Raw genomic sequence first — 20,675 nt, forward strand, 5'->3', positions numbered from 1 at the left:
CCTCGCCTAGGGACGGTAGTGCTTCGGTCGCCGACAGATGGTCGGATCCGCGCGTGCGAATCGGAGTAGAAGGCAGTCCTATGTGGCGATGGACCGGAGAGAGTGTGACATGACGGTTGCCGATCAGAAGGTTTCGGAGCGGGAGAATGCCGAGCATCGCGCGCGTCCTCCGCAGAAACGTGCGCAACGGACCCGTGACGCGTTGATTACCGGTGCGGCTCGAACCATCGCATGTGGGGGAAGCGGCGTCACGGTCAACGACCTGATACAGGCTGCAGGGGTGACCAAAGGGGGCATGTACTTCCACTTCCCATCGAAGGACGCTGTTGTTCATGCAGTGGTCGACCAGGCTGCTCGACAATGCGAGTTCCTCCGGGCGCATCGCCCGTCTACAGGAGACACTGTGGCCGATGTTCAGGACTTGCTCGGCGGCTACTTCACTCATGCGAAACGGTATTGGTCTCTGAGGGCAGCAGCGGTGTTGTGGACCGACCTCCACTACGAGGACGTCGCACGGGCCGCGACCTACCACCCTCTCAGGGCCGCGGTCCTGGCCCTTCTGACCAGCAACGGCAGGCTGCCGACGATATCGGTGGACACTGCCGATGCTGTCATGGCCATCGTGTGCGGCGTGACGACCACCGCCGGGCCGGGGGGCTTCGGTGACGGCGGCGATCTCGACACCGTCCTGCGGTTGACGGGGCCCGTGATCGCGGCTGCCGGTGCAGTGGCGGTATGAACAGCGGTGGCGGGGACTCCGGGAAGCCTTGATCTCCGCCGGTTACCCGCGGCCGGTAGTGGGCGACGAGCCGGGCCAGCTCACGTTGTCGTGGGGCACCGGTGTCGGCGTACGAGAGATGTGTGTGAGCCCTTCAGGGGTGGTCGCCCGGACACCGGACGCGGTCTTTGCCTTGGGCCTGTTACGTCAGTCGGCAGCAGACTGGGTATCGCCGCTGCACCCGCTGATCGCAGAGCCGATCGTGCGCACATCCGAATCGCCCTTTCGGGTAGTCGAGCCGGTGACCAACATCGTTCGGAGCGCGTCGGTGATCCGGCGTTCGATGACGTGCCAGGTGAGTTTCCTGGGCTGTCAGTGTGCGGCGTTGTACGCCTCTTCGATGTCGGTGGGGATGCGGCCTCGATCGCCGATCTCGTGACCGTTGTCCGCCGCCCACTGCCGAATTGCGCGAGTCTGCGCCGGGTCACGCTTGGCCGGTGTCCCGGCTGTCGAAGGCGTCGACGCGGTTGCGGGGAAGGGTTTACGTTTGCGTCCGCCAACCCGCGCGGCGTGCTTGATGTAGTAGTCGAGCTTTCTGTGAAACTCGCTGGCGTTCTTTGCTTTCAAGTCGATCACGTACTCGACGCCCTGGACCGCGAACTCGATCGTTTCACCGGAGTCGTCGATGACCGATCCGTCGATGTCGTCGACCAATTGAATCGTTTCTAGCTTGGCCACAGTGAAGAAACCCTCTCGCAAAAATGTATGGAAGACAGCTAAGTGAGCGTATAACGGGTCTGCGTGGTCGTGACAACTGTGGGTGCGGCGCGCGTGGTTCGGATGCAGGATCGAGAGAGTGCGATTATGGGCAGCGCTCCATTCGTGGTCGGCGATGAAGCCCAAGTTACTAGTCGGGCGATGACGTCGACGCCGTCGAATGTCTGGTTGTGCTGTTCTGACGACCGTTCGATCAGGGAAATGAGGCGGACCAGCCCTTCCGCGTATCGGGCCAGGGTCCGCGGCGAGAGGTCGTAAAATCGGTACACCCATATCGTCCCGGAAGTGGCCTCGTTGAGAACGCGCGCGGCCGTGCGCGGATCGATGACAACGCTGCCGCCTACATCAGAGGGGTCGTATTCGCCCGTGTCGGCGGGTCCTTCGACATTCTGCGCGTAGTAGCCCACAACGTTGGTCGCGTCTGTGTAGCGGTACCTCTTCGCTTTCAGTGCGCGGAGCAGGAAGCCCTCGTAGATGTAGTTGTCACCACGCTTGGTGGGGTAGACCGTGCCGTCGTTGTATCCCTGATACGCACTACGCTGATCATCAGCGACATCGACGCCGCCGAACCCCCTGATCAGGATTAACGGTCGGCATTTTATTTCGCCCATCTGAACCTCCACGAGTGTTCGTCGCAGCAGGCACATGCCCCCGCTGTAACTCGTCGTCCTTGACTCAAATCGACGGGTGGAGATACCTGAGGTGCAACCGCGAACCCGCTGAGCTGGTCGTTGCGGCCAGGCCGCTTCTGATGGTCCTCGTGTTGGGGGGCGATGTCACTGGTAGTTAGGGCTGACAACCGTTTGAACGGCAGACCCGTTGGCCTGCGGATGAGAATTCGAGCTGTTCGTGGTGTCCGGTCCTGACGCTAGTGTGCATCGACAGAGACAGCCAACAGGGGCCTTGGCCTATCGGTGGGGGTGAATGATCATGCGAGACAAGAGCGGTGGAGATGTGAACGTCGACGGAAGCGGGGACGCCGTAGGACACGTCGTGGACAGGTTCGCCGCGGTGATGACCGAATTCGACGTCGATACTGCCGGCGTGGGTGTGCCGTGTATCGATTCGGTGTGGCAGGGGGAGTTGCGGGGATGAGGGGCCGGCAGCTCGTCGTTGTTGACGTCCACACCACGGGGCCGTCGTTCGAGGCTCACGAGGCCTTCGAGCTCGCCGCGATCGACGGTGCATCCGGGAGGGTGTGGGATCTCGCGCTGCCTTTGACATCGGCACAGCTCGAACGGGCGGATTCAACATTCCTGCAGCTCAGCGGATACCACCGTCGACGGCTGGTGGAAAAGGCGCAGCATGACGCGTTGACCATTGGAACGGAGCTCGCGGCGCTCAGTGATGTGTTGGCTGGAAACACGCTCGGCGGCGCAGATCCGGAGATCCATGCGGCATTTTTGAGCAAGGTCTTTCACCGGCATGGTGTCCGGTCGCGTTGGCACCACCTGCCCGCAGATATCGCGGCGTTGACCGCCGGTGCCCATGGGATCCCCGCAACCAACATTCCGCGGCTGGAGGTGTGCTGCGAATTGTGGAATGTGCAGCTCGCGGAATTTCCTTCGGCGCTGGATCGGGCGCACGCTGTCGCCGATTGCTTCGCGGCGTTCGACCGCAGAAGCGGACGGGAATCGGTGTCGGCAACGCTCAGAGGCGAGTAGGTGTTGAAGCAGCCGCTTATTGCGCTGGGCCACACCTGAGCCCCGCAGTTCTGTCTCGGTAGTCACGCTATCGCAGGCGGCGAATCCAGACGAATGGTATTCTACGAGTTAATACTCGTATTTGATGGCAGCGGCCGTCACCGTTGGACGTGGGGATCTGATGGATCTGTTCATCGATGTCATAGCCTCAATCGCTTCCTGGTGTGCTCCGATGGTTCTGCTCGTGGCTGCCGCAATCCTCTTGGTGGAATCCGGCTTGCTCGTCGGGTTTCTCCTCCCGGGTACTGGCACGGTTCTGGCGGTCGGTGCTCTCGTGGGGCTGGGCGAACTTGATCCCGTCGTGACGGCGATCGTCCTGATCGCTTCGTCGACAGCAGGGGCTCAGCTGGCCTTTCGGTCCATCAGGCGTGGATCGTGTCGCGCTGATATCGCCGGCGCAGGCCGCTTTGCGCGCCTGATCAACAGGGTGCTTGCTCGGGCACGTCAGTTGTTTTCGGGGGATGCGCGCGTCGGGACAGTGACCACGCATTTCGTCGGAGGCGCGAGGACCTTGGGGCCACGTCTCGCTGCGGGTTCCTCGTTGTCGTTCTCGAGGTTCGCGGTGTTGAATATCGTCGCCGCAACCGTGTGGGTCACTCTTCTGTTGACCACGGGAAGCGTGTTGGGAGCCAACCCCGCGTGGATCCCCTGGGCCACTGGCGCTTTCGTCGTGGCCGTAGTTGGAGTCATCGCAATTCGGGCATTTCGGCGCAGTGACGCTCCGGTTCCCGGCGGCACAATTCCCGCCCGTCGATCTGATCGACGGGGCGGGAATGCGGCTGTGCCGTGCAGTTGTGCCCGTGTCATTCGCGGCCGGCTGATACCCAACTCATGTCGGGTGCTCGGGTTCCGGTGACGGCGTCGGCGAGGGTGTCGAGGACGGCGAGCTGGTCCGCGGTGAGTTCGATGTGCACCGAGCCCGCGTTTTCGGTGACCCGATCCGCATTCCGAGTGCCGGGTATCGGAACGACGGGCAGCGCGAACTGTGTACCTTTCACCCGTAGCCACGCCAATGCGATCTGGGCGGGCGTGGATCCGTGCTGTGACGCGATGTCTGTCAATGGGGCGAGGGCGTCGGTGTTCGTTTCGAATGCGTCGAGTTGAAAGCGGGGTAGATACCGCCGAAAGTCGTTGTCGCCGAGCTGTTCCTGTTTCACTTTTCCGGTGAGCATTCCGCGTCCCAGTGGGGAGTAGGGAACGAATCCGATGCCGAGTCGAGCTGCGGTCGGGACGATGGCGTTCTCGACGTCGCGGCTGAACAAGCTCCATTCGGACTGGACCGCGGCGAGCGGATGGGTCCGGTGCGCTCGTTCTAGTTCGGGGGCGGTTACTTCCGATACTCCGATGTGCCGGACTTTTCCGTCGGCGATGAGCTCGGCCATCGCTCCGATGGTGTCGTCGATCGGGATGTGTGGGTCGACCCGGTGAAGGTAGTAGAGGTCGACGACGTCCACGTCGAGGCGACGCAGGCTGTTGTCGATGCACTGGCGGACGTAAGCCCTGTCTCCGCGGCTTCTGCGGCCGGGTTCGGTTACGGAGGTATCGATACCGAATTTGGTGGCGACGGTGACCTCGTCGCGACGGTCGGCGAGGAGTCTGCCGATCAGTTCCTCGTTGGTCCCGAGGCCGTACACATCTGCGGTGTCGATGAAGTCGATGCCGAGGTTGACGGCGTGATGCAGGGTCTTCAGTGCTTGGTCGGGGTCGGATTCGCCGTACATCGAGGTCAATGCCATGCCGCCGAATCCGAGTGCGGATACTTCGAGGCCTGTTCCGAGGTTCACGTGTGGGAAGTCGGTCATGATGCTGTCTCCTTGGAGGCGCTCGTTTCGGGTCGACCGCGTTCGACTGCCTGTGTGTCCGCGGGTCCGGCCACTGCGGTGAGGTAGGTCCGTATGGCTGCAGGGTTCTGCAGCGAGCCGGTCATGCCCACTATGCGGTCGGGACGCACGACAGCGACACCGCCCTGTCCGAGCTCGCTCGAAACGATCTCGTGGGTGTCGATCACGGTGGGAGTTGCGCTCAGAAGTGTGGTGGGGGAGTGGACCACGACCACGACGTGCAGCCGCGACCCCCACGAGTCGAGGATGGCATGTAAGGCCCGGAGTTCGTCGATACTGGTGATGGTGGCCAGCGCCAGGACTCGTCGGTCATCGAGGAGGTCGGGCAGCAACTTGTCGACCTCTCCGTCGAACTGGACGGGATGCGGGGGCAGGAACTTGCCCGGCGAGATGGTTCGACCGCGCCCGCCCCCGCGGGCCACTGACGGGCCGTAGGCCGTATCGATCTGCGCCAGTTGAGGAACGACACGCCGGGTGAGGAGCCCTGTCGCCGAGAGGATTCCGAGGATTCGGTCGCGGATCCACCGCGAAACGGCAGCACGAGTTGTCCACAGTTTCGTCTGAAGATCGGTCATCGCGGCGACCGATTCTGCGACGGGTCGTCGTTCGAGTTCATATGTTTCGAGTAGTGCTGCATCGGCTCCGTCGACCGCTACTGCTGCAAGTTTCCACGCGAGATTCGCCGCGTCCTGTATTCCGGTGTTCATACCTTGACCTCCCGCAGGACTGTGAATATGTGCAGCGTCGCCGGCAAGGATGAATCGGCCCGACACGTAGCGCGAGGACAGTCTCCGGTGTACTCGAAAGTCGCTCTGCCAAAGCACATTACTGACCCGGAAGCGGCCGAGGCCGCGTTGGCCGAGCATGATGTTGGCGCGATCGGTGATCTGAGTCGGCGGTATGAGCGCAGGGGAAGCGGACTGACGGTGTCCGAGAAATACCCGGTGTCCACCACCTGGGAGCGGGACGACGACCGTCACCCCGTCCGGGTGGAGATGGTACTGAGCCTCCCCGACCGACCCATCGGTTTCTAGGGTGCCGTCCACCAGCAGAAAAGCGTCGTCGTAGCTGTCGCCGTCGAAGTCGATGGCCGCTGTTTTCCGCACGGTGCTGTGTGCACCGTCGGTGCCCACGATCCACTCTGCTGTTGTGGTGAAGCGGATTCCGCTCGGACCGACCAATGACGCCCTCGCCCCGTCGCTGGGCCCGGCAGGGTCCGGATCGAGGGCACCGAGGAACTTGTGCCGCCAGCGGACCGTACCTCCCAGCGCCTGGTAGAGCTCGAGGAGAGCTGCCTCGACGAGGGGCTGCGGAAGGGACAGGGGTTTGTGCAGGCCGGGCTGGTCGAGGCCGGTGAAGTCGACGTGGCCGATCTGTGACCCTTTCGACCAGTACGACGCTCGGTCGAGAGTGACGCCGGCATCGAATACCGCGGGATCGACACCGAGGATGCGCAGGCTCTCCTGGGCGGCACTCCAGAGTACGAGGGCTTTCGGTTCGGTCGAGGGCCCCGACTTGCCGTCGATAATCATGTGGTCGACGTTCCTGCGGGCGAGCTCGCAAGCAAGCGTCAGACCTGTGGGGCCCGCGCCGACGATGAGGACGGTGTGCTCGGTCATGTCCGGACTCCTGACGGGCGAGGCGGGGCGAGGCTGGATTGTTCGGCCGAGATCACGTCCTCGTATCCGGTGGACGGCGCGTCGCGGGGTAGGGGAGAGGCCGCTGCGTGCGGGTCTGCTGCCGCGGGGTCGACGAGGAAGTCCTTGCGTCTGATGAGGGTGAATGCCGCGATCGCACCGATGAGGGTGACGATTCCCGCGATCGTCGTGACCTGATGCAGCGCCGAGATGAACGCGATTTCTGCTGCCACCCCAACGTCCTGCCCGGTCTCTTGCAGCGCCGCGACGGCCCCGGAGGCCACGGCGTCGACGGTGGCGTCGAGCTGGGCCGGAGTCAGGGCGGATCCGTACGCGGTGTCGAGTTCGGATTCGATGGTGCGATGAGCCAAAGCTCCGAGTACCGCCACGCCCAATGCCGCACCGACCTGCTGGAATGTCTCGTTGATCCCAGCTCCCATCCCTGAGTCTTCGGCCCGAACGAGAGCCACTGCCGCGCTCGCACGGGGTGGATTGTGTAGTCCCATACCGAGTCCCGCGATCACAAACCCCGGTAACAACGCCGTCCAGCTGTCACCGACGTCCGCGAATCGAAACAACAGAAACCCGATTCCTGTGCACAACAGCGAGATTCCGATCAGAATCGATGTCGAGATCCGGGCGCTCAGTATTCCGCCCACGGCACCGGATATCAGCAGGACGCCGGTAAGCGGCAGGAACCTCAATCCGGTCTCGATAGCCGAGTAGCCCAGCACGCCTTGCATCCACAGCACCGAGAACAAGATGGTGGCCGTGACGGCGAAGTTGATCGCAAACGTTGCCGCGGACAGGCCGTTGAAGGAACGGTTTCCGAACAGGACCATGTCGAGCATGGGATTGCGGACGCGGCGCTCGACCACAGCGAAGCCGAGGAGGGCGAGCACACCGACCGCCAACGCTACCGCGGTACGTGGGTCGGTCCATCCCACGACGGGTGCCCGGATGATTGCAAAGATCAACGCGAACAGACCTGCGGAGAACAGTGCCAGACCGAGGGGGTCGAGACCGCGGCGCGCGGTCGATGTCTGGTGGTCCCGGACTTTCAGAGCGACGACGGCCAGAATGATCAGTCCCACAGGGATATTGAGGTAGAACACCCATCGCCAGTCCACTTCGGTGAGGATGCCTCCGATCAACGGTCCCGCAGCGATGGCGATGCCCGAGGTGGCCCCGAAGATGCCGAAGGCGGTTCCTCGTTGGCGGCCGTGGAACGTCGCTGCGATCATCGCTGGGCCGACGGCGTACATGATGGCCGCGCCGAGGCCTTGAACTCCACGTGCTGCGTTGAGCAGAGTTGCTGACCCAGCGAGACCGCAAGCCACGGACGCGAGGGTGAAGGCCAGCGCGCCGACGGCGAAGATCCGGGTGCGGCCCAGTCTGTCCGCGATCGAGCCGGCGGTGAGCAGAAACGCGGCCAGTGCCAGGGCGTAGGCGTCGATCACCCATTGCAACTGCTCGAAGCTGGCCGAGAGGTCTCGTTGTATCGCGGGCAGTGCGACGTTGACGACGGTGAGGTCCAAGAACAGCATGAATGTTCCGAGGCAGACCGCTGTCAGCGTCCACCAGCGTTCGGGGGCCGACTGCAGCGGTTCGGGGGTGCTCATGCGGACTCCTCGAGGAGCGCGTCCGCGGTGGGTTGCGCGGCCGGCTGCTGGCGTCCGAACCAGGCGTCGATTGCCTCGATGGCTCCCGCGGTGTCGGTGAAGTGATGTATCTGCATTCCGTGCGCTCGGGCGGCTTGGCAATTGCGTAGGTCGTCGTCGACGAACAGGCATCGAGCGGCAGGGACGCCGAGTCGTTCGGTCGTCCGGCGGTAGATTTCGGGTTCGGGTTTGCGGACACCTTCGTTCGCGGAGACGACCTCGACGCTGAACAGGCCTGTGGGGACGATTCCTCGCCACTCGGGTTCCCATTCTCGGACGTTGTTGGTCAACAGTCCCAGAGTTCGTCCTTCGGATTTCAGCGTGTGCAAGTAGTCGAGAAGTTCCGAGTTGGGGACCCGGCCGGAGAACCATGCCGGCCGGAACTGTGACAGGTCGATAGCGCGTCCGGTCATGGTTTCCAGTGCCGATCCGACTCGGTCGAGGAAGGCCGCTTCGGTGATTTCGCCGCGTTCGAGCGGGGCCATGATCGTTTCGTCCGGGTCATCGTGCGCGGTGAACAGGGCACCCATCAGGTCCTCCGGTTGCACGGACATGTACTCGGTGAACGCCGCGATGGTGTCGGCGATGGGGTTGGTCAGGACGCCGCCGTAGTCGACGACGAGAACGAGGGGACCGGTGTCGATACTGTTGTCGGACATCGTCATCCCACCTCGACCTGCGAGCGGACGATGACGACGTCACCCTGGACGAGTTCGAAAGATGCGACGATCCCAGTCCCGGACTCGGTGGGTGCGGTGTCGATCAAGCGGCAGTAGACAGGAAGCTCGTGTTCGGCGAAGTCGAGGAACTGGATGTCGTAGCGCACCGGGGAACCGACCGACGATTCCGGCAGTGAGTGGGTGTCGAGGACGGCGCACACCGATGCCTGCCTGCACGCTTCGGTCAAGAGCATCCCCGAGACGTGGTCGACCTTGTGATCGGAGAGCGACGGGTGGTTGTTGTCGACGACGACCTCGTACGTCGTGTCGGGGTGTTCGGTGCCGGTGGAGGCGATGACGACGTTCTTCGAGTCCCGCCGGGCAACGCGTGCAGGCGGAAGCGGAACGGCGGCAGAGGTATACGGCTGATCGGGGGTGTTCTTCGCTGCCCGCCCGGCCGCGCGCATCTCGGCGAACATCTGCTTGGGCATGAAGCTCAGGGATCCGACGAATTCGCCGACAGGCACGCCGTCGAGAACGGTCTGGTACCTACCGACTGCCCCGGTCAGGTACCCCTCGACGTGGAACCGCTTCTCGAATTCGACTCGGATGACCAACCGGCCCGGTGTTTCCCCGACCTGGAGGGCAGCGAGGTCGGTCACCGACACCGAGGCCTTGCGGAAGACGAACGCCCAGTCCTTGGGTACTCCGTAGAACTGGTGACTGATCAGGATCGAGGCCTGCCTGCATGCCTCCACGAGGATCATGGGGTCGTACCGGTCGTCGAGTCGGTCGCTGTAGAGGGCATGCCCTCGCGGTAGCTGCGCGGCGACGACGAATCGGTTCTCGCCCGTCGCAGCAGCGTCGGTGAGGAAGACCTCGCTGACAGCTGCGCGGTGGACGAGGCTTCGCGGCACAGTGCGATCGAATGTCAGTTCACTGGCGATATCGAACGGTGGTGTGGTGACAGTCATTTCTTCCCCCAGGAAGGTGGTCGCAGATTTTCTGCTTTGTGCGAAACGCACCGATCGGTACGTGGTTTCAAGTACAGCGCCACGTTTTCGATAAGTCAATTCTTTTCACGTTAATTCCAAATGTTCGGAAAGTGATTCCCGTAACAATATAATTTCAGTTCGAGCGCAGATATACCGCCAGTAATTCGAGCACTATTGTGAGCCTGTGCACACGGTTAAGTGCACAGGCTCGCAATAGTGCGTTCAGCTATTTGATGCCGATCTGATGCGGTCAGTGGGGTTGTCGGGCGTCGAGCCACTGGTCGAGCGAGTCGAAGACGATGGCGGCGTTCCGTGCGTGGCCCATGTAATGGCCTGCGTGAGGAATCGTGATCGCCTTTCTGTCCGATGTTCCGGTGAACGATGCAATATGTTCGTCACCGAATTGCACGCGTGCGTCGTCCTGTCCGTAGAGGCCGAGAACTGGAATGTCTATGCTCGACATTTTGGCCAGGTCGAGAAGAATTCCGGGGCCTTGTGAAAGCATGTCGCCGCACGGGTGTTGGTTCTGATAGGGCGCTGCTGTATCGATTACTTGTTGTTCGGTATCGGCATAGTTTCCTGTCACGAATTCAGTGGTTCCTTGGTCGTAAAAGGTGTAGCCCTTGGCGGCGGGATTGTTTTCCGATGCCGAGCCTCCGGTGAGGCAGCGTGGTGTGGCGGCGAAGAATCTGACGTAGGCCTCGGGTGTCAGTCCGCGATCGGCCCAGTCCATGACGACGAGAGCGTCGACGTCGTCGAAGGTGTAGGCCTCGATCTGGACGATCTGCCCGCCGTTCGACTGGCCGGCGAGGGTGATGTGCCCGAAGGTGGGGGCCGTTCCGGATGCATCCCATTGATAGGTGCCGGTACGCAGCGCTTGGACGATCTGATGGGCCATCGTTGCTTGGGACCCCACGCACATGGCCCCGCCTGCCGGAGCGTCGCTCGTGTCGTATCCGAGTCTGTCGATCGTCAGTGAGGTCTGTCCGCGAGCGGCCATTTCGTAGGTGTGGTGGTATCCCTCGACTGGAAGACGCCAGTACCATTCGCCGGCTGCGATGCCGTGTTCGTAGAGGGTGATGGCGTTGCCGAAACCCTCTGCGGGAGCGGTGAGATGGCCACGGATGGTGTAGGTTCCGCCGTCGGCGGTGCACGGGACGGCTGTGTCGTTGGTGTTGCGGACTGTGAAGGACACCGGTACGTCGATCACGTCCGATCGGGTCGGCTGCGCGGAGGCGATGGCCGTTCCACCGAGAAAGATGGCGGTCGACGCGACGGTTATCGCAATCGCGGCGAGGAGCCGTGAGAGGGGGTGATGGCGGCTGTCGAGCATGGGGTACTCCGATCGGGGCGGGGATGTGGTGGCTGGGAGCGTGCGAGTGCAGTGCTCATACAGGGGTTTTGGGTCTTCCAGGGTCGACTTCGGTACCAGGTGTATCGACGCGTGGAGCATCGGTGATGCCGATGAGCTGGTGCAGGCGTGCCAGTGGGCGCGGTGCCCACCAGTTCCAGCGGCCGGTCAGGGCCATGATGGAGGGGACGAGGATCGCTCGGATGACGGTGGCGTCGATCAGGACCGCCAGTGCCATGCCGATTCCGAGTTGCTGAAGGAAGGTCACCCCGGAAGTGGCGTAGGTGGCGAAGGATGCGGCCAGGATGAGAGCTGCTGCGGTGACGACGGGTGCGGAGCGTGAGATGCCATCGATGATGGATTGGCGATTGTCTCCGGTACGGTCGAATTCTTCTTTGATGCGCGAGAGCAGGAAGACTTCGTAGTCCATCGACAGGCCGTAGGCGATGCAGAACATCAGGATGGGGATGCTCGGCTCGATGGCACCGGTAGGGGTGAAACCCAGCAGCCCAGCAAGATTGCCGTTCTGAAAACCCCACACCAGGACACCGAACATGACCGTCAGTGACAGCAGATTCAGAATGGTGGCTTTGATGGGGGCGATGATCGATCCGGTCATCACGAACAGAATGGCGAAGGTGATCAGTGCAATGAGCACGGCCACGAGCGGGAGCCGGGCGGTGACGCCGTCGGTGTAGTCGTCGAGCATCGCGGGTGAGCCGCCGACGAGTACCTGGCCGGGAGGCTCCACCGACCGTACCGCGGAGACGAATCCGGCTCTGTCGTCCAGTGATTCGCGAGTCGGTACCACCGAGAGGTAGCTGCCTGCGGTGTCGGGAGTGAAACGGACGGCGCCGTTCGGTGGAGCAGTGAGCGCCCTGTCGGGTTCGACGGTGCCCAGTGCGCTGTCCACTCGTAGCACCTGGGGCAGTGCTGCGAGATCGGAGGCGTACCGAGCGAGGCCGTCCGGTGCGATGGTCGGTGCGACGAGCAGAATTGCGTCTGCATCCTCGCTGGCGTAGTCGTCGCGGATGGTGTCGTACAGGGCGCGGACCGGAACCGACTGCGGCAGGATGCGATCGTCCGGTGCGCCGAACCGAACGCCTAGTACCGGCGCTCCGAGCAGTATCAAGATCACCACACCGGCGATCGCGAACACTGCAGGTCGGCCGGTCGTGGCCACGGTGATCCGCCGCCACACGGTACTTCCGTCGGTGTCCGGTTCCTTGCGCCGTAAGGCGCGGTGCCCGAGCAGCACCAATGCGGCCGGGAGTACGACCGTAGCGGCGAGCACGGCGGTGGCGACGACGGCTATCCCGGCGTAGGCGAACGAGGCCAGGAACGGGAACGGGAAGACCAGCAGAACGGCCAGTGACGCGGCGACGGTGGCGCCGGAGAACATGATGGTGCGTCCGGCTGCCTGCGCTGCTCGCTGCACGGCCAACGTCAGGTCAGCGGTGCGGCGGGCTTCCTCTCGGAAGCGGTAGATCAGGAACAGTCCGTAATCGACGCCGAGTGCAATGCCCATCACCAGCGCGATGTTCGCCGCGAAGGTCGATACTTCGGTGAAGGCTGCCACCACGCGCATGATGGCCAGGGTGCCGACGACGGAGAACAGTCCGGTTGCGAAGACCACTGCGGCGAGACGGAGCCGCCGTAGGACGGCCCACAACAGTGCGATCACCAGCGGGGCGATGATCAGCTCTGCTCGGAGAAAGTCGGTCCTGGATTGTTCTGCGACGGAGCGGAACACCTCGTCGCTGCCGCCGAGAGCGATGTCGATGTTCGAGGTAGCCGACCGGCTGAGTGCCTCGTCGAGAGCGGGAAGGACCTGTTGCCGGATTTCGGTGGCGTCGCCCGGTGCCCACGCCTGGATCAGCGCCGAGCTGCCGTCCCCGGCGGCGAGGGTCGGAACCTCTTCGGTCCAGTAGGACCATGTGTCGTCGATGCCGGGGAAGGTGTCGACGAACTCGGTCAGACGTAACCCGTCCGCGGCGACGGCCGAGCTGTCGACGTCGCCGGTCTTCGCGGTGACGAGGATGGTGATGTTGGGTGTGCCGGTCTGAAAGGTGTCGTTGAGCAGCGCCTCGGCTGCCGCAGACGGGGCGTTGGTCGCCTCGAACCTGTTCAGGGACAGTGCATTCATCGCACCGGCAGCGACTGCTGCGAGCACGAGGAAGAGGACGCCGGCCACTACGAGGGTGAGGCCGGGTCGAGTTGTGGCGAATCGGGTGGGCATCGCGGGTCCCCCTGCTACCGTGGATACGAGCGATTGCTCGTGATTTGCGAGAATACGAGCGAAAGCTCGTCTTGTCTACCGGAAAGCCTGGAGTTCACATGCCGAATACCTCGACGCCAACTACCTCTCCTGCACCCAAGCGTCAGGATCGCGGACTCAAGCGCATCGCTGCGATCCTCGACGGTGCGGAGGAGTTGTTCGGAGAAGTCGGGTTCGACGCAGCGACCACGAACGCTATCGCCAGCAAATCGGGCATGTCACCGGGTTCGCTGTACCAGTTCTTCAGAAACAAGGAAGACATCGCCGCAGCATTGGCGGAACGCTACGTCGTGGAGTTGACCGACGCCCAATCGGCCGCGGTCGATCCGCGACCGGACGGCTTCGTGGAATCTCTACCGCAGTTCATCGACCGGGCCGTCGACAATATGGTCGCCTTCAATGCGGCCAATCCGGCTTTCCTGCAACTGTTCTCGCGAGCAGATACCCAGCCTGCCCTGTATACCGCAGTCGTACCATTGCAGAGCGAACTCTCCCAGAGGGTCGCCCAGACCTTGGCCGCACTCGCACCGACCCTGTCCAGCGAACGCATCGACCTCCACGCGCTGGTGGCCTTGCAGATCACCCGCGGAATGATGCCCGTCATCGCCGCAGAAAAAACTAACAAGAAGGACCAGCTCGTGACCGAGCTCAAGGCGGCACTGATTCGTTACCTGTCCGAGGCACTCGCCTCACCCTGACGGAACAGAGACCCGCGCCGCCGCAGGCCGTGCGTACTCCCAGTCTGAAAAAAGCTGCAGCAGTAGCTGTTTTGACGTTTTTCAGTTGTGCTGCCAGCAATCACTGCTTTTCGTACACTATGGGATCCGCGCCGATCGATACTTCGATGCGTGGTGGAGCATTCGGTCGAGGCTCAACGCCCCGCGTCGTATGCTCGGTCAGCGATCGGCGACCTTAGGCGCGCACCCGGCGGCGGACCATGCGACCGGCGTGCATCGCCGCAACTTTGGTCCAATCAGGGTGTGCAATTAGCCGTCACAGCTGGACCGATGACCGCCGGACTCACGCAGGTTCCGGTGTTGCCGCGCCGGTCACCGCATGACCTGGGGGACGGTTCGCTGTTTTTCGTTCTTTGGGTGTGTCGATCAATGCGTTATGTGCAGCATCGCGTACCCAGCCTGTGATTCTGTCGAGGGTTTCGGATGGCAGGTGCCATCGTTGCCAATACAGGGGAATGGTGACGTTGTGGTCGGGGTCGAGGTGAACGAGTGTCCCGTCGGCGAGGTCGCGTGCGATTTGTCCTTCCGGTAGCACGCCCCACCCGAGTCCGAGTCGAGCTGCAGTCAGGAATTCGCGGTTCGATGGGAGGTAGTGGATCGGGGGCTCACGGTGCGCCTTGATCTTGCGTAGATAGGCGTGTTGCAGGTCGTCCTTTTTGTCGAATCGCAGCATCGGGAGGCGGCTGGGATCGCAACCGTCGGAGTCGGCGTCGCGAATGAGTGAGGGTGCGCACGCGGGCCAATAGACCATGGCTCCGAGCGGTTCGACCGTACAGCCAGGTGCTGCGGTGCGTGAGGTCGTCACGGCGGCCATGACCGCGCCTTGACGCAGTAGAGCGTCTGTATGGTCCTGATCTTCGATGTGGAGGTCCAGCAGTATCCGTCGGTCGACGGCTATCGCTTTCATCACCGGTTGGAACCACGTCGAGACCGAATCGGCATTGATAGCAAGTGAAAAGCGCAGCGGTGCAGCAGTATTCGTTGTCGTTGAGCCGCCGCGTAGCTCAGCGTCGGCGTCGACGGTGAGGACTTCGATCTGCCGCGCGAGTCGGAGCAGGGCTTGCCCGTTTCTGGTGGGTAGTACCGGCCTGGTTCGCTGTAGCAGCGCGGCCCCCGACGCTCGTTCGAGCGCGGTAATGCGTTGGCTGACTGCAGAAGACGAGATGTGCAACGCCGTTGCAGCTCCCTCGAACGACCCTGAATCGCAGATCGCGGCAAGTGTGGCGAGCTGATCGTGGTTGTACATCCACAAATACTAAACCTAGATCAGCGATACTTAGGAAACGTGCATCGATGCTGGAGCGGTCGTACCGTTCTTGCCGTGAACAACCCCGTTCTGGCCTATCTCCCCGTCGCTATCGTCTTCGGAATAATCCCAGGTCCTGACGTCATGTTGGCGGTCAAGCACTCGCTTACCGGCGGTGTGCGTCACGGCATCGCCGTAGCTTTGGGTGCGGCGACGGGGTCGATGGCCTGGGGCATCGCTGCGGCCGTGGGGTTGGCGTCCTTGCTCACCAGCGTCCCCGGGGCATTCGACGCGGTACGTATCGCAGGTGCCGCCTACCTGGTGTTTCTAGGAATTCAGAGTATCTGGCAGCGCAAGGGCAGCTTCACCGACGTCGATGCCGCGACTTACAACGCGCACCAGCCGAAGTGGTCGCGAGCGTTCATGACCGGTTTCGTCGCGGACCTGTTGAATCCGAAAATGGGTGCGTTCTACCTGGCGGTGCTGCCGCAGTTCATTCCGCGCGACGGGAACGTTTTCGTTTGGTCCATGCTGCTCATGTCGATCGAGTTCGTGGTGGCGCTGATATGTCTGTCCTCGTACGCACTTCTTGCCTCGTCCGCTCGCCGGTTCTTGGAGAAGGGCCGCTTGGGGGCGTGGCTCGAGCGTGGACTGGGTGTTGTTCTGGTGGGATTCGGCGTCCGGCTGGCCTTCGAGTAAACACCCCCGCCGTCCGAGCCCTTCTCCCTTCGCTCTTTCAACTACTCGACCCGAGCCCGACCTGACTTGATTGTGTAACGACGCCTTGGCCCGGGTCCGCGCCCCGGGCCGTCCAATCCCGCCAGGTCTTGGCTTTGCCGTGCCCTAACCCGAACTTTCCTGTACCGAAACCGAACCATCACGCACACAGAGGGGTACCGATCAATGAGCGAAAAGCTCTGGGGTGGAAGATTCTCCACCGATATCACCGACGATGTACTTCGCTACACAGAGACAGCATCGGTAGACAGCAGAATGCTCGAACACGACCTGTGGCAGAACATCGCTCATGTTCTGATGCTCGGTCGCGCGGGAATCAACACCGAACCCGACACCAAAGCGCTTCTCGCTGGGCTGCTCGACATGGAGAGCAGCCGAGCCGACGGTGGATTGCAGCTCGACGTCCGACAAGAAGATGTGCACCTCAACACCGAATTCATGCTCATCGAACGGATCGGACCCGTCGGCGGCCGCATGCACACCGCACGGTCCCGAAACGATCAGGTGCAGACCGACGCACGCATGGTCACCCGCGAGTGGCTGCTCGATGCCAGCGAAGAACTGCTCATGTTCGTGCAGGATCTGCTCGGGTGCCCCGAGTCGGAACGAGAAGCAGTTCTACCCGGCTACACGCATTCGCAGGCAGCGCAACCGATTTCGGTAGCATTTTGGAAGGCTGCGCACGCACAGGCCTTGCTGCGTGATGCCTCCCGACTGATGGATGCCTGGAAGCGCATCAACATCAATCCGCTCGGCGCGTGTGCGCTCGCCGGAACTACATTCGCCCTGGACCGCGATTACACCTCCCGGCTTCTCGGGTTCGATGCACCGATGGTCAATGCGCTCGATGCGACGTCGACGAGGGACTGGACAGTCGAAGTAGCGGGCGCAGCTGCCAGCGGTGCTGTGAATCTATCTCGCATGCAGGAAGAGATCGTCACCTGGAGCTCGAACGAATACGCTCTCGCCGAAGTGCACGATTCGTTCGCGACCGGTAGCTCGATCATGCCGCAGAAGAAGAATCCGGTGGTTGCAGAACTGGCGCGAGGGAAGTCCGGTCGCGCGGTGGGTGCGCTGGTGCAACTGCTGGTGATGGAGAAGTCGGTCGGTCTCGGGTACAGCTGCGACCTGCAGGAGGACAAACCGGTTTACTGGGGCGCCCTCGATACGTACCTCGACACCATTCGCCTGTGCCGACGCCAGAACCTGCACACCGCGTTCGACGGTGCTCGCGGCAGAGCCCTGTGCTGGGACAACTTCTCGACCGCGACAGAGATCGCCAACATCTTGGTCTCTCGGTTCGACGTTCCTTTCCGCACAGCCCACCGCATCACCGGTGACCTCGTCAACGCCGCCCTCGCAGCCGGTCACACCCTGCGCAACGTCGCGTTCACCACCACTTTCCTCCGCGAGGAACACGACATCGACATCAGTGAGGTCGACATGAAGCAGATATGCGATCCGCTCCACACACTGCGCAGCTACATCTCTGCCGGATCCACCGGACCGACGCGGGTCTCCGAACAGCAGGAGCAAGGCCTGGCCGACGTGACCGACAGACTCGCCGAAATCCGGCAAGCCAGAACCCGCCTCTGGGAGGCGAAGGCGGAATGCCTACGAGCAGCGCGATCCGTCGTCGGCGGCGTGAGCGTGCCCGAACTCGCGATGGAGGTCGGGGTATGAGCATCGTCCTGGCATATTCCGGCGGATTGGACACATCCGTTGCCGTGCACTGGCTCAAAGAGCGCTATCAGACCGAGGTCATCGCGTACTGCGCGAACCTCGGCCAAATCGAGGACCTCGAGGCCGTCTCGAAGCGCGCAACCGCGGCCGGCGCGTCGGAAGTTATCGTCGAAGACGTCCGAGACCTGTTCCTCCACGACTATGCAATCCCGGCTCTCGCCGCCGGCGCTGCATACGAGGGAAAATATCTTCTGGCTGCACCGTTGTCTCGACCGTTGATCGCCGAGCGGCTGGTCAGCATCGCTCGCGAACGCGGTGCATCCGCAGTCGCTCACGGTGCCACGGGCAAGGGAAACGATCAGGTCCGGTTCTACACCTCCGTGCGGGCGTTGGCTCCCGAGCTCGACATCCTCGCACCTGTCATCGATTGGGAAATGACCTCCCGCGGTAGCGAAATTGCCTACGCCGATCGTCACGGTATCGATGTGGGTGTCAGCAAGACGACGCCGTACAGCATCGACACCAATATCTGGGGCACCAGCATCGAGTGCGGGGATCTCGACCTCATCGACCACGCTCCACCGCCCGATGCATGGCAGATCACGACCGCGCCGGTGCAGGCACCGGATCGTCCAACAACGATCACGATCGAGTTCGAAGCAGGCATCCCCGTCGCTCTCGACGGCCGCAAGCTCGACCTGATCGACCTGGTCAGCGAACTCGGGGACACAGCGGCCGCGAACGGTATCGGGCGTACCGAAATTCTCGAGAGCCGCATCGTCGGATTCAAGAGCCGCGGAATCTACGAAGCACCCGCTGCAACAGTTCTTCTCGCTGCACGAACCGATCTCGAAGCACTCGTACTGGACCGAGAGACGCTCCACCACAAGCGGTCCATCGCCGACCAGTACGCAGAGTTGGTCTACTACGGCTACTGGTTCACCGATCTGCGTGCAGCACTCGATGCTTACTGCGCCCGTCTGGCTCACCGCGTGACGGGCACAGTGACCGTCGAGCTGTACAAGGGCTCCGCTCGATGCATCGGCCGGACGTCCCCGAAATACGGCCGATACAGCTCGGCTCTGGCCGATTACGAAGAGGCAGACACCTTTCTACACGAAGCAGGTGCCGGATTCGCGTACTGCTGGGCTCTCCCACTCACCGAAGGAGTTGTCACTCGATGAAAGACACCCGCTCTGTTCTGCTCATCTCCGACGGATCACGGTGGGGCGAACTCGCCCACGACTTTCTCCGCCGCAGATTCGCCGACGTCGACTGGTTTGCCTGGGACTACGGCGATCCAGTAACTCGATCGTTCGATCAGTGGCACGGGTGCGACCTGCTTCTGTCCTTCAAATCGGACTTCATCCTGTCCGAGGCCACACTCGATCGAGTGCGGGAACTGGCCGTGAACTTCCACCCGGCGACCCCGAACTACCGAGGGATCGGCGGATATCGCTACGCGATCGACGACAACCAGACGCAATTCGGGGCCACCTGCCACATCATCACCCCGAAGGTAGATGGCGGTCCGATCATCGCAGTCGACCGATTCGACATCGTCCCAGGCGAATCCGAGACGAGCTTGAGCGAACGCACCGCCGCCGCCGCACTGGCTCAATTCCATCGAATCGTCACCACAATATGCAACGGCACCGCTATCAGCGCCGATCACAGCGAACAATGGGGACAACGTCTCTACACACGCCGCGCCCTCGACGCAGACCGCCGAAAGCGTGGGGAGCTGGTCGAAGCGTGAGAACACTGCACTCACCCTCCGCCACCCACGAGCCCCACGATCGGCCCAGGTCGCCCGAAGCCCATGGCGGTACTGCAGTTCGCAACGGCCCCTTGGCGATCATCGAATTCGACGGTGAAGGACACAACACGTTCTCCACAGACAAGATGCGCGGCATCACCGAGTTGGTCTGGCAGCTAGGGGACACCCCGGATGTCGAGGGGCTGGTTCTGTACGGGGGAGACGGTCGATCCTTCGGTGTCGGCGGTGACTTCAACGAAGTCAAGGACTTCACGGGAGGCTCCGAGGTCAACCGATGGATCGACGCCTGCGTGGACATGTATCGAGCAGTTCTGTCGATCTCGAAACCGACCGTGGCAGTCATCGACAAATACTGCATCGGCATCGGTCTTCAGTTGGCACTGTGCGCCGACTGGCGCATCGGAACGTCGACGTCGGACCTCCGTATGCCCGAGCTCAAGTTGGGTATCTCCTGCATACTCGGAGCTCCGCTCCTGCAACGCCGAGTAGGGCCTGCCGTGGCGAATCGAATGATCATCGGGTGCGATCGATGGCTCGGTACCACCGCACTCTCCGACGGCCTCCTCGATGAACTCGTTGCAGCCCATAGTGACCCGCTCGCTGCAGGATGCACCCGAGCACAGGCACTGGCCGAGTACCAATCGGTGCCGTTTGCCCGCACCAAGGCGTTCGTCAACCACGATCTGCTGCTCGACATGGAACGAGCCCGTATTGCAGCAATAGCCGGCCACCGAGCGGGGTTCGCTGCAGGCGATGCGGCCCAACAGAAGATGCGCACAATTGTCGGAGACAACCCATGACCCCAACCGATCATGGGTGGGTCGTCTTTTCGCACAGCGGCCGCATCCGCCGTGTTGGCGGACATACCGGC

General features: G+C 62.5%; 19 protein-coding genes and 1 pseudogene. 10 read left to right on the forward strand and 10 right to left on the reverse strand.

What is annotated here, in order from left to right; translation table 11 throughout:
* Positions 1 to 109: 109 nt before the first annotated feature.
* Positions 110 to 328: pseudogene (locus tag CH306_RS29875) on the forward strand (TetR family transcriptional regulator); the annotation flags it as partial.
* Between the two features lie 75 nt (positions 329 to 403).
* Positions 404 to 739 carry a hypothetical protein gene (locus CH306_RS29600; RefSeq protein ID WP_230596322.1) on the forward strand — a complete coding sequence of 112 codons (336 nt, stop codon included), beginning with the start codon at positions 404 to 406 and terminating at the stop codon, positions 737 to 739.
* Positions 740 to 1,090: 351 nt separating this feature from the next.
* Here the strand turns inward: CH306_RS29600 and CH306_RS29605 are convergent, their stop codons facing one another.
* Both CH306_RS29605 and CH306_RS29610 read right to left on the reverse strand, forming a co-directional pair.
* On the reverse strand, positions 1,091 to 1,456 hold the full coding sequence (locus CH306_RS29605; protein ID WP_015586104.1) for a histone-like nucleoid-structuring protein Lsr2: 366 nt from the start codon (positions 1,454 to 1,456) through the stop codon (positions 1,091 to 1,093).
* Between the two features lie 38 nt (positions 1,457 to 1,494).
* Positions 1,495 to 2,118 (reverse strand): hypothetical protein, encoded by a 624-nt coding sequence (locus CH306_RS29610; RefSeq protein ID WP_230591901.1) that lies wholly within the window; start codon positions 2,116 to 2,118, stop codon positions 1,495 to 1,497.
* Positions 2,119 to 2,425: 307 nt separating this feature from the next.
* Between CH306_RS29610 and CH306_RS29220 the strand changes: the two genes are divergently transcribed.
* The gene (locus CH306_RS29220) at positions 2,426 to 2,590 is read left to right on the forward strand and encodes a hypothetical protein (RefSeq protein ID WP_155289035.1); all 165 of its coding nucleotides are present in this window, start codon (positions 2,426 to 2,428) and stop codon (positions 2,588 to 2,590) included.
* 101 nt (positions 2,591 to 2,691) lie between these two features.
* Positions 2,692 to 3,159 carry a hypothetical protein gene (locus CH306_RS25170; RefSeq protein ID WP_139278538.1) on the forward strand — a complete coding sequence of 156 codons (468 nt, stop codon included), beginning with the start codon at positions 2,692 to 2,694 and terminating at the stop codon, positions 3,157 to 3,159.
* An 842-nt stretch (positions 3,160 to 4,001) separates the two neighbouring features.
* Here CH306_RS25170 and CH306_RS25180 read toward each other — a convergent pair.
* The 7 genes from CH306_RS25180 to CH306_RS25210 form a co-directional block, all read right to left on the reverse strand.
* Complete coding sequence (locus CH306_RS25180) at positions 4,002 to 5,000, reverse strand: aldo/keto reductase (RefSeq protein WP_015586110.1); 999 nt, start codon at positions 4,998 to 5,000, stop codon at positions 4,002 to 4,004.
* On the reverse strand, positions 4,997 to 6,658 hold the full coding sequence (locus tag CH306_RS25185; RefSeq protein WP_015586111.1) for an FAD-dependent monooxygenase: 1,662 nt from the start codon (positions 6,656 to 6,658) through the stop codon (positions 4,997 to 4,999). The genes CH306_RS25180 and CH306_RS25185 overlap by 4 nt, the downstream gene beginning before the upstream one ends.
* Entirely contained in the window at positions 6,655 to 8,298 is a 1,644-nt protein-coding gene (locus CH306_RS25190; protein WP_015586112.1) for an MFS transporter, read from the reverse strand. Before CH306_RS25190 ends, CH306_RS25185 begins: the two co-directional genes overlap by 4 nt.
* A complete protein-coding gene (locus tag CH306_RS25195) occupies positions 8,295 to 8,996 on the reverse strand; it encodes an HAD family hydrolase (RefSeq protein ID WP_052047793.1) in 702 nt (233 codons plus the stop codon). The genes CH306_RS25190 and CH306_RS25195 overlap by 4 nt, the downstream gene beginning before the upstream one ends.
* Before the next feature lie 2 nt (positions 8,997 to 8,998).
* Complete coding sequence (locus CH306_RS25200) at positions 8,999 to 9,970, reverse strand: ScbA/BarX family gamma-butyrolactone biosynthesis protein (protein ID WP_015586114.1); 972 nt, start codon at positions 9,968 to 9,970, stop codon at positions 8,999 to 9,001.
* Between the two features lie 271 nt (positions 9,971 to 10,241).
* On the reverse strand, positions 10,242 to 11,324 hold the full coding sequence (locus CH306_RS25205) for an alpha/beta hydrolase (RefSeq protein WP_015586115.1): 1,083 nt from the start codon (positions 11,322 to 11,324) through the stop codon (positions 10,242 to 10,244).
* Positions 11,325 to 11,379: 55 nt separating this feature from the next.
* Positions 11,380 to 13,581, reverse strand: coding sequence for an MMPL family transporter (locus tag CH306_RS25210; protein WP_052069823.1), 2,202 nt, complete (start codon positions 13,579 to 13,581; stop codon positions 11,380 to 11,382).
* Positions 13,582 to 13,679: 98 nt separating this feature from the next.
* Here CH306_RS25210 and CH306_RS25215 point away from each other — a divergent pair, with 98 nt between their 5' ends.
* Positions 13,680 to 14,318 carry a TetR/AcrR family transcriptional regulator gene (locus CH306_RS25215; RefSeq protein ID WP_015586117.1) on the forward strand — a complete coding sequence of 213 codons (639 nt, stop codon included), beginning with the start codon at positions 13,680 to 13,682 and terminating at the stop codon, positions 14,316 to 14,318.
* Between the two features lie 322 nt (positions 14,319 to 14,640).
* On the opposite strand, the gene CH306_RS25220 is transcribed toward CH306_RS25215, so the two are convergent.
* On the reverse strand, positions 14,641 to 15,603 hold the full coding sequence (locus CH306_RS25220; RefSeq protein WP_015586118.1) for a LysR family transcriptional regulator ArgP: 963 nt from the start codon (positions 15,601 to 15,603) through the stop codon (positions 14,641 to 14,643).
* 75 nt (positions 15,604 to 15,678) lie between these two features.
* On the opposite strand from CH306_RS25220, the gene CH306_RS25225 reads away from it, so the two are divergent.
* From CH306_RS25225 to CH306_RS25245, 5 genes are all read left to right on the forward strand, one after another.
* Positions 15,679 to 16,302 (forward strand): LysE family translocator, encoded by a 624-nt coding sequence (locus tag CH306_RS25225; protein ID WP_032364998.1) that lies wholly within the window; start codon positions 15,679 to 15,681, stop codon positions 16,300 to 16,302.
* Positions 16,303 to 16,506: 204 nt separating this feature from the next.
* A complete protein-coding gene (gene argH / locus CH306_RS25230; protein WP_052047792.1) occupies positions 16,507 to 18,024 on the forward strand; it encodes an argininosuccinate lyase in 1,518 nt (505 codons plus the stop codon).
* Entirely contained in the window at positions 18,021 to 19,208 is a 1,188-nt protein-coding gene (locus tag CH306_RS25235; protein ID WP_015586121.1) for an argininosuccinate synthase, read from the forward strand. The genes argH and CH306_RS25235 overlap by 4 nt, the downstream gene beginning before the upstream one ends.
* Positions 19,205 to 19,783, forward strand: a complete 579-nt coding sequence (locus CH306_RS25240) for a formyltransferase family protein (RefSeq protein ID WP_032364999.1) — start codon at positions 19,205 to 19,207, stop codon at positions 19,781 to 19,783. Before CH306_RS25235 ends, CH306_RS25240 begins: the two co-directional genes overlap by 4 nt.
* A complete protein-coding gene (locus CH306_RS25245) occupies positions 19,780 to 20,604 on the forward strand; it encodes an enoyl-CoA hydratase/isomerase family protein (protein ID WP_052047791.1) in 825 nt (274 codons plus the stop codon). The genes CH306_RS25240 and CH306_RS25245 overlap by 4 nt, the downstream gene beginning before the upstream one ends.
* Positions 20,605 to 20,675: the final 71 nt, after the last annotated feature.

The sequence above is a fragment of the Rhodococcus sp. 15-725-2-2b genome, assembly GCF_002259075.1.
Taxonomy (GTDB): Bacteria; Actinomycetota; Actinomycetes; order Mycobacteriales; family Mycobacteriaceae; genus Rhodococcoides.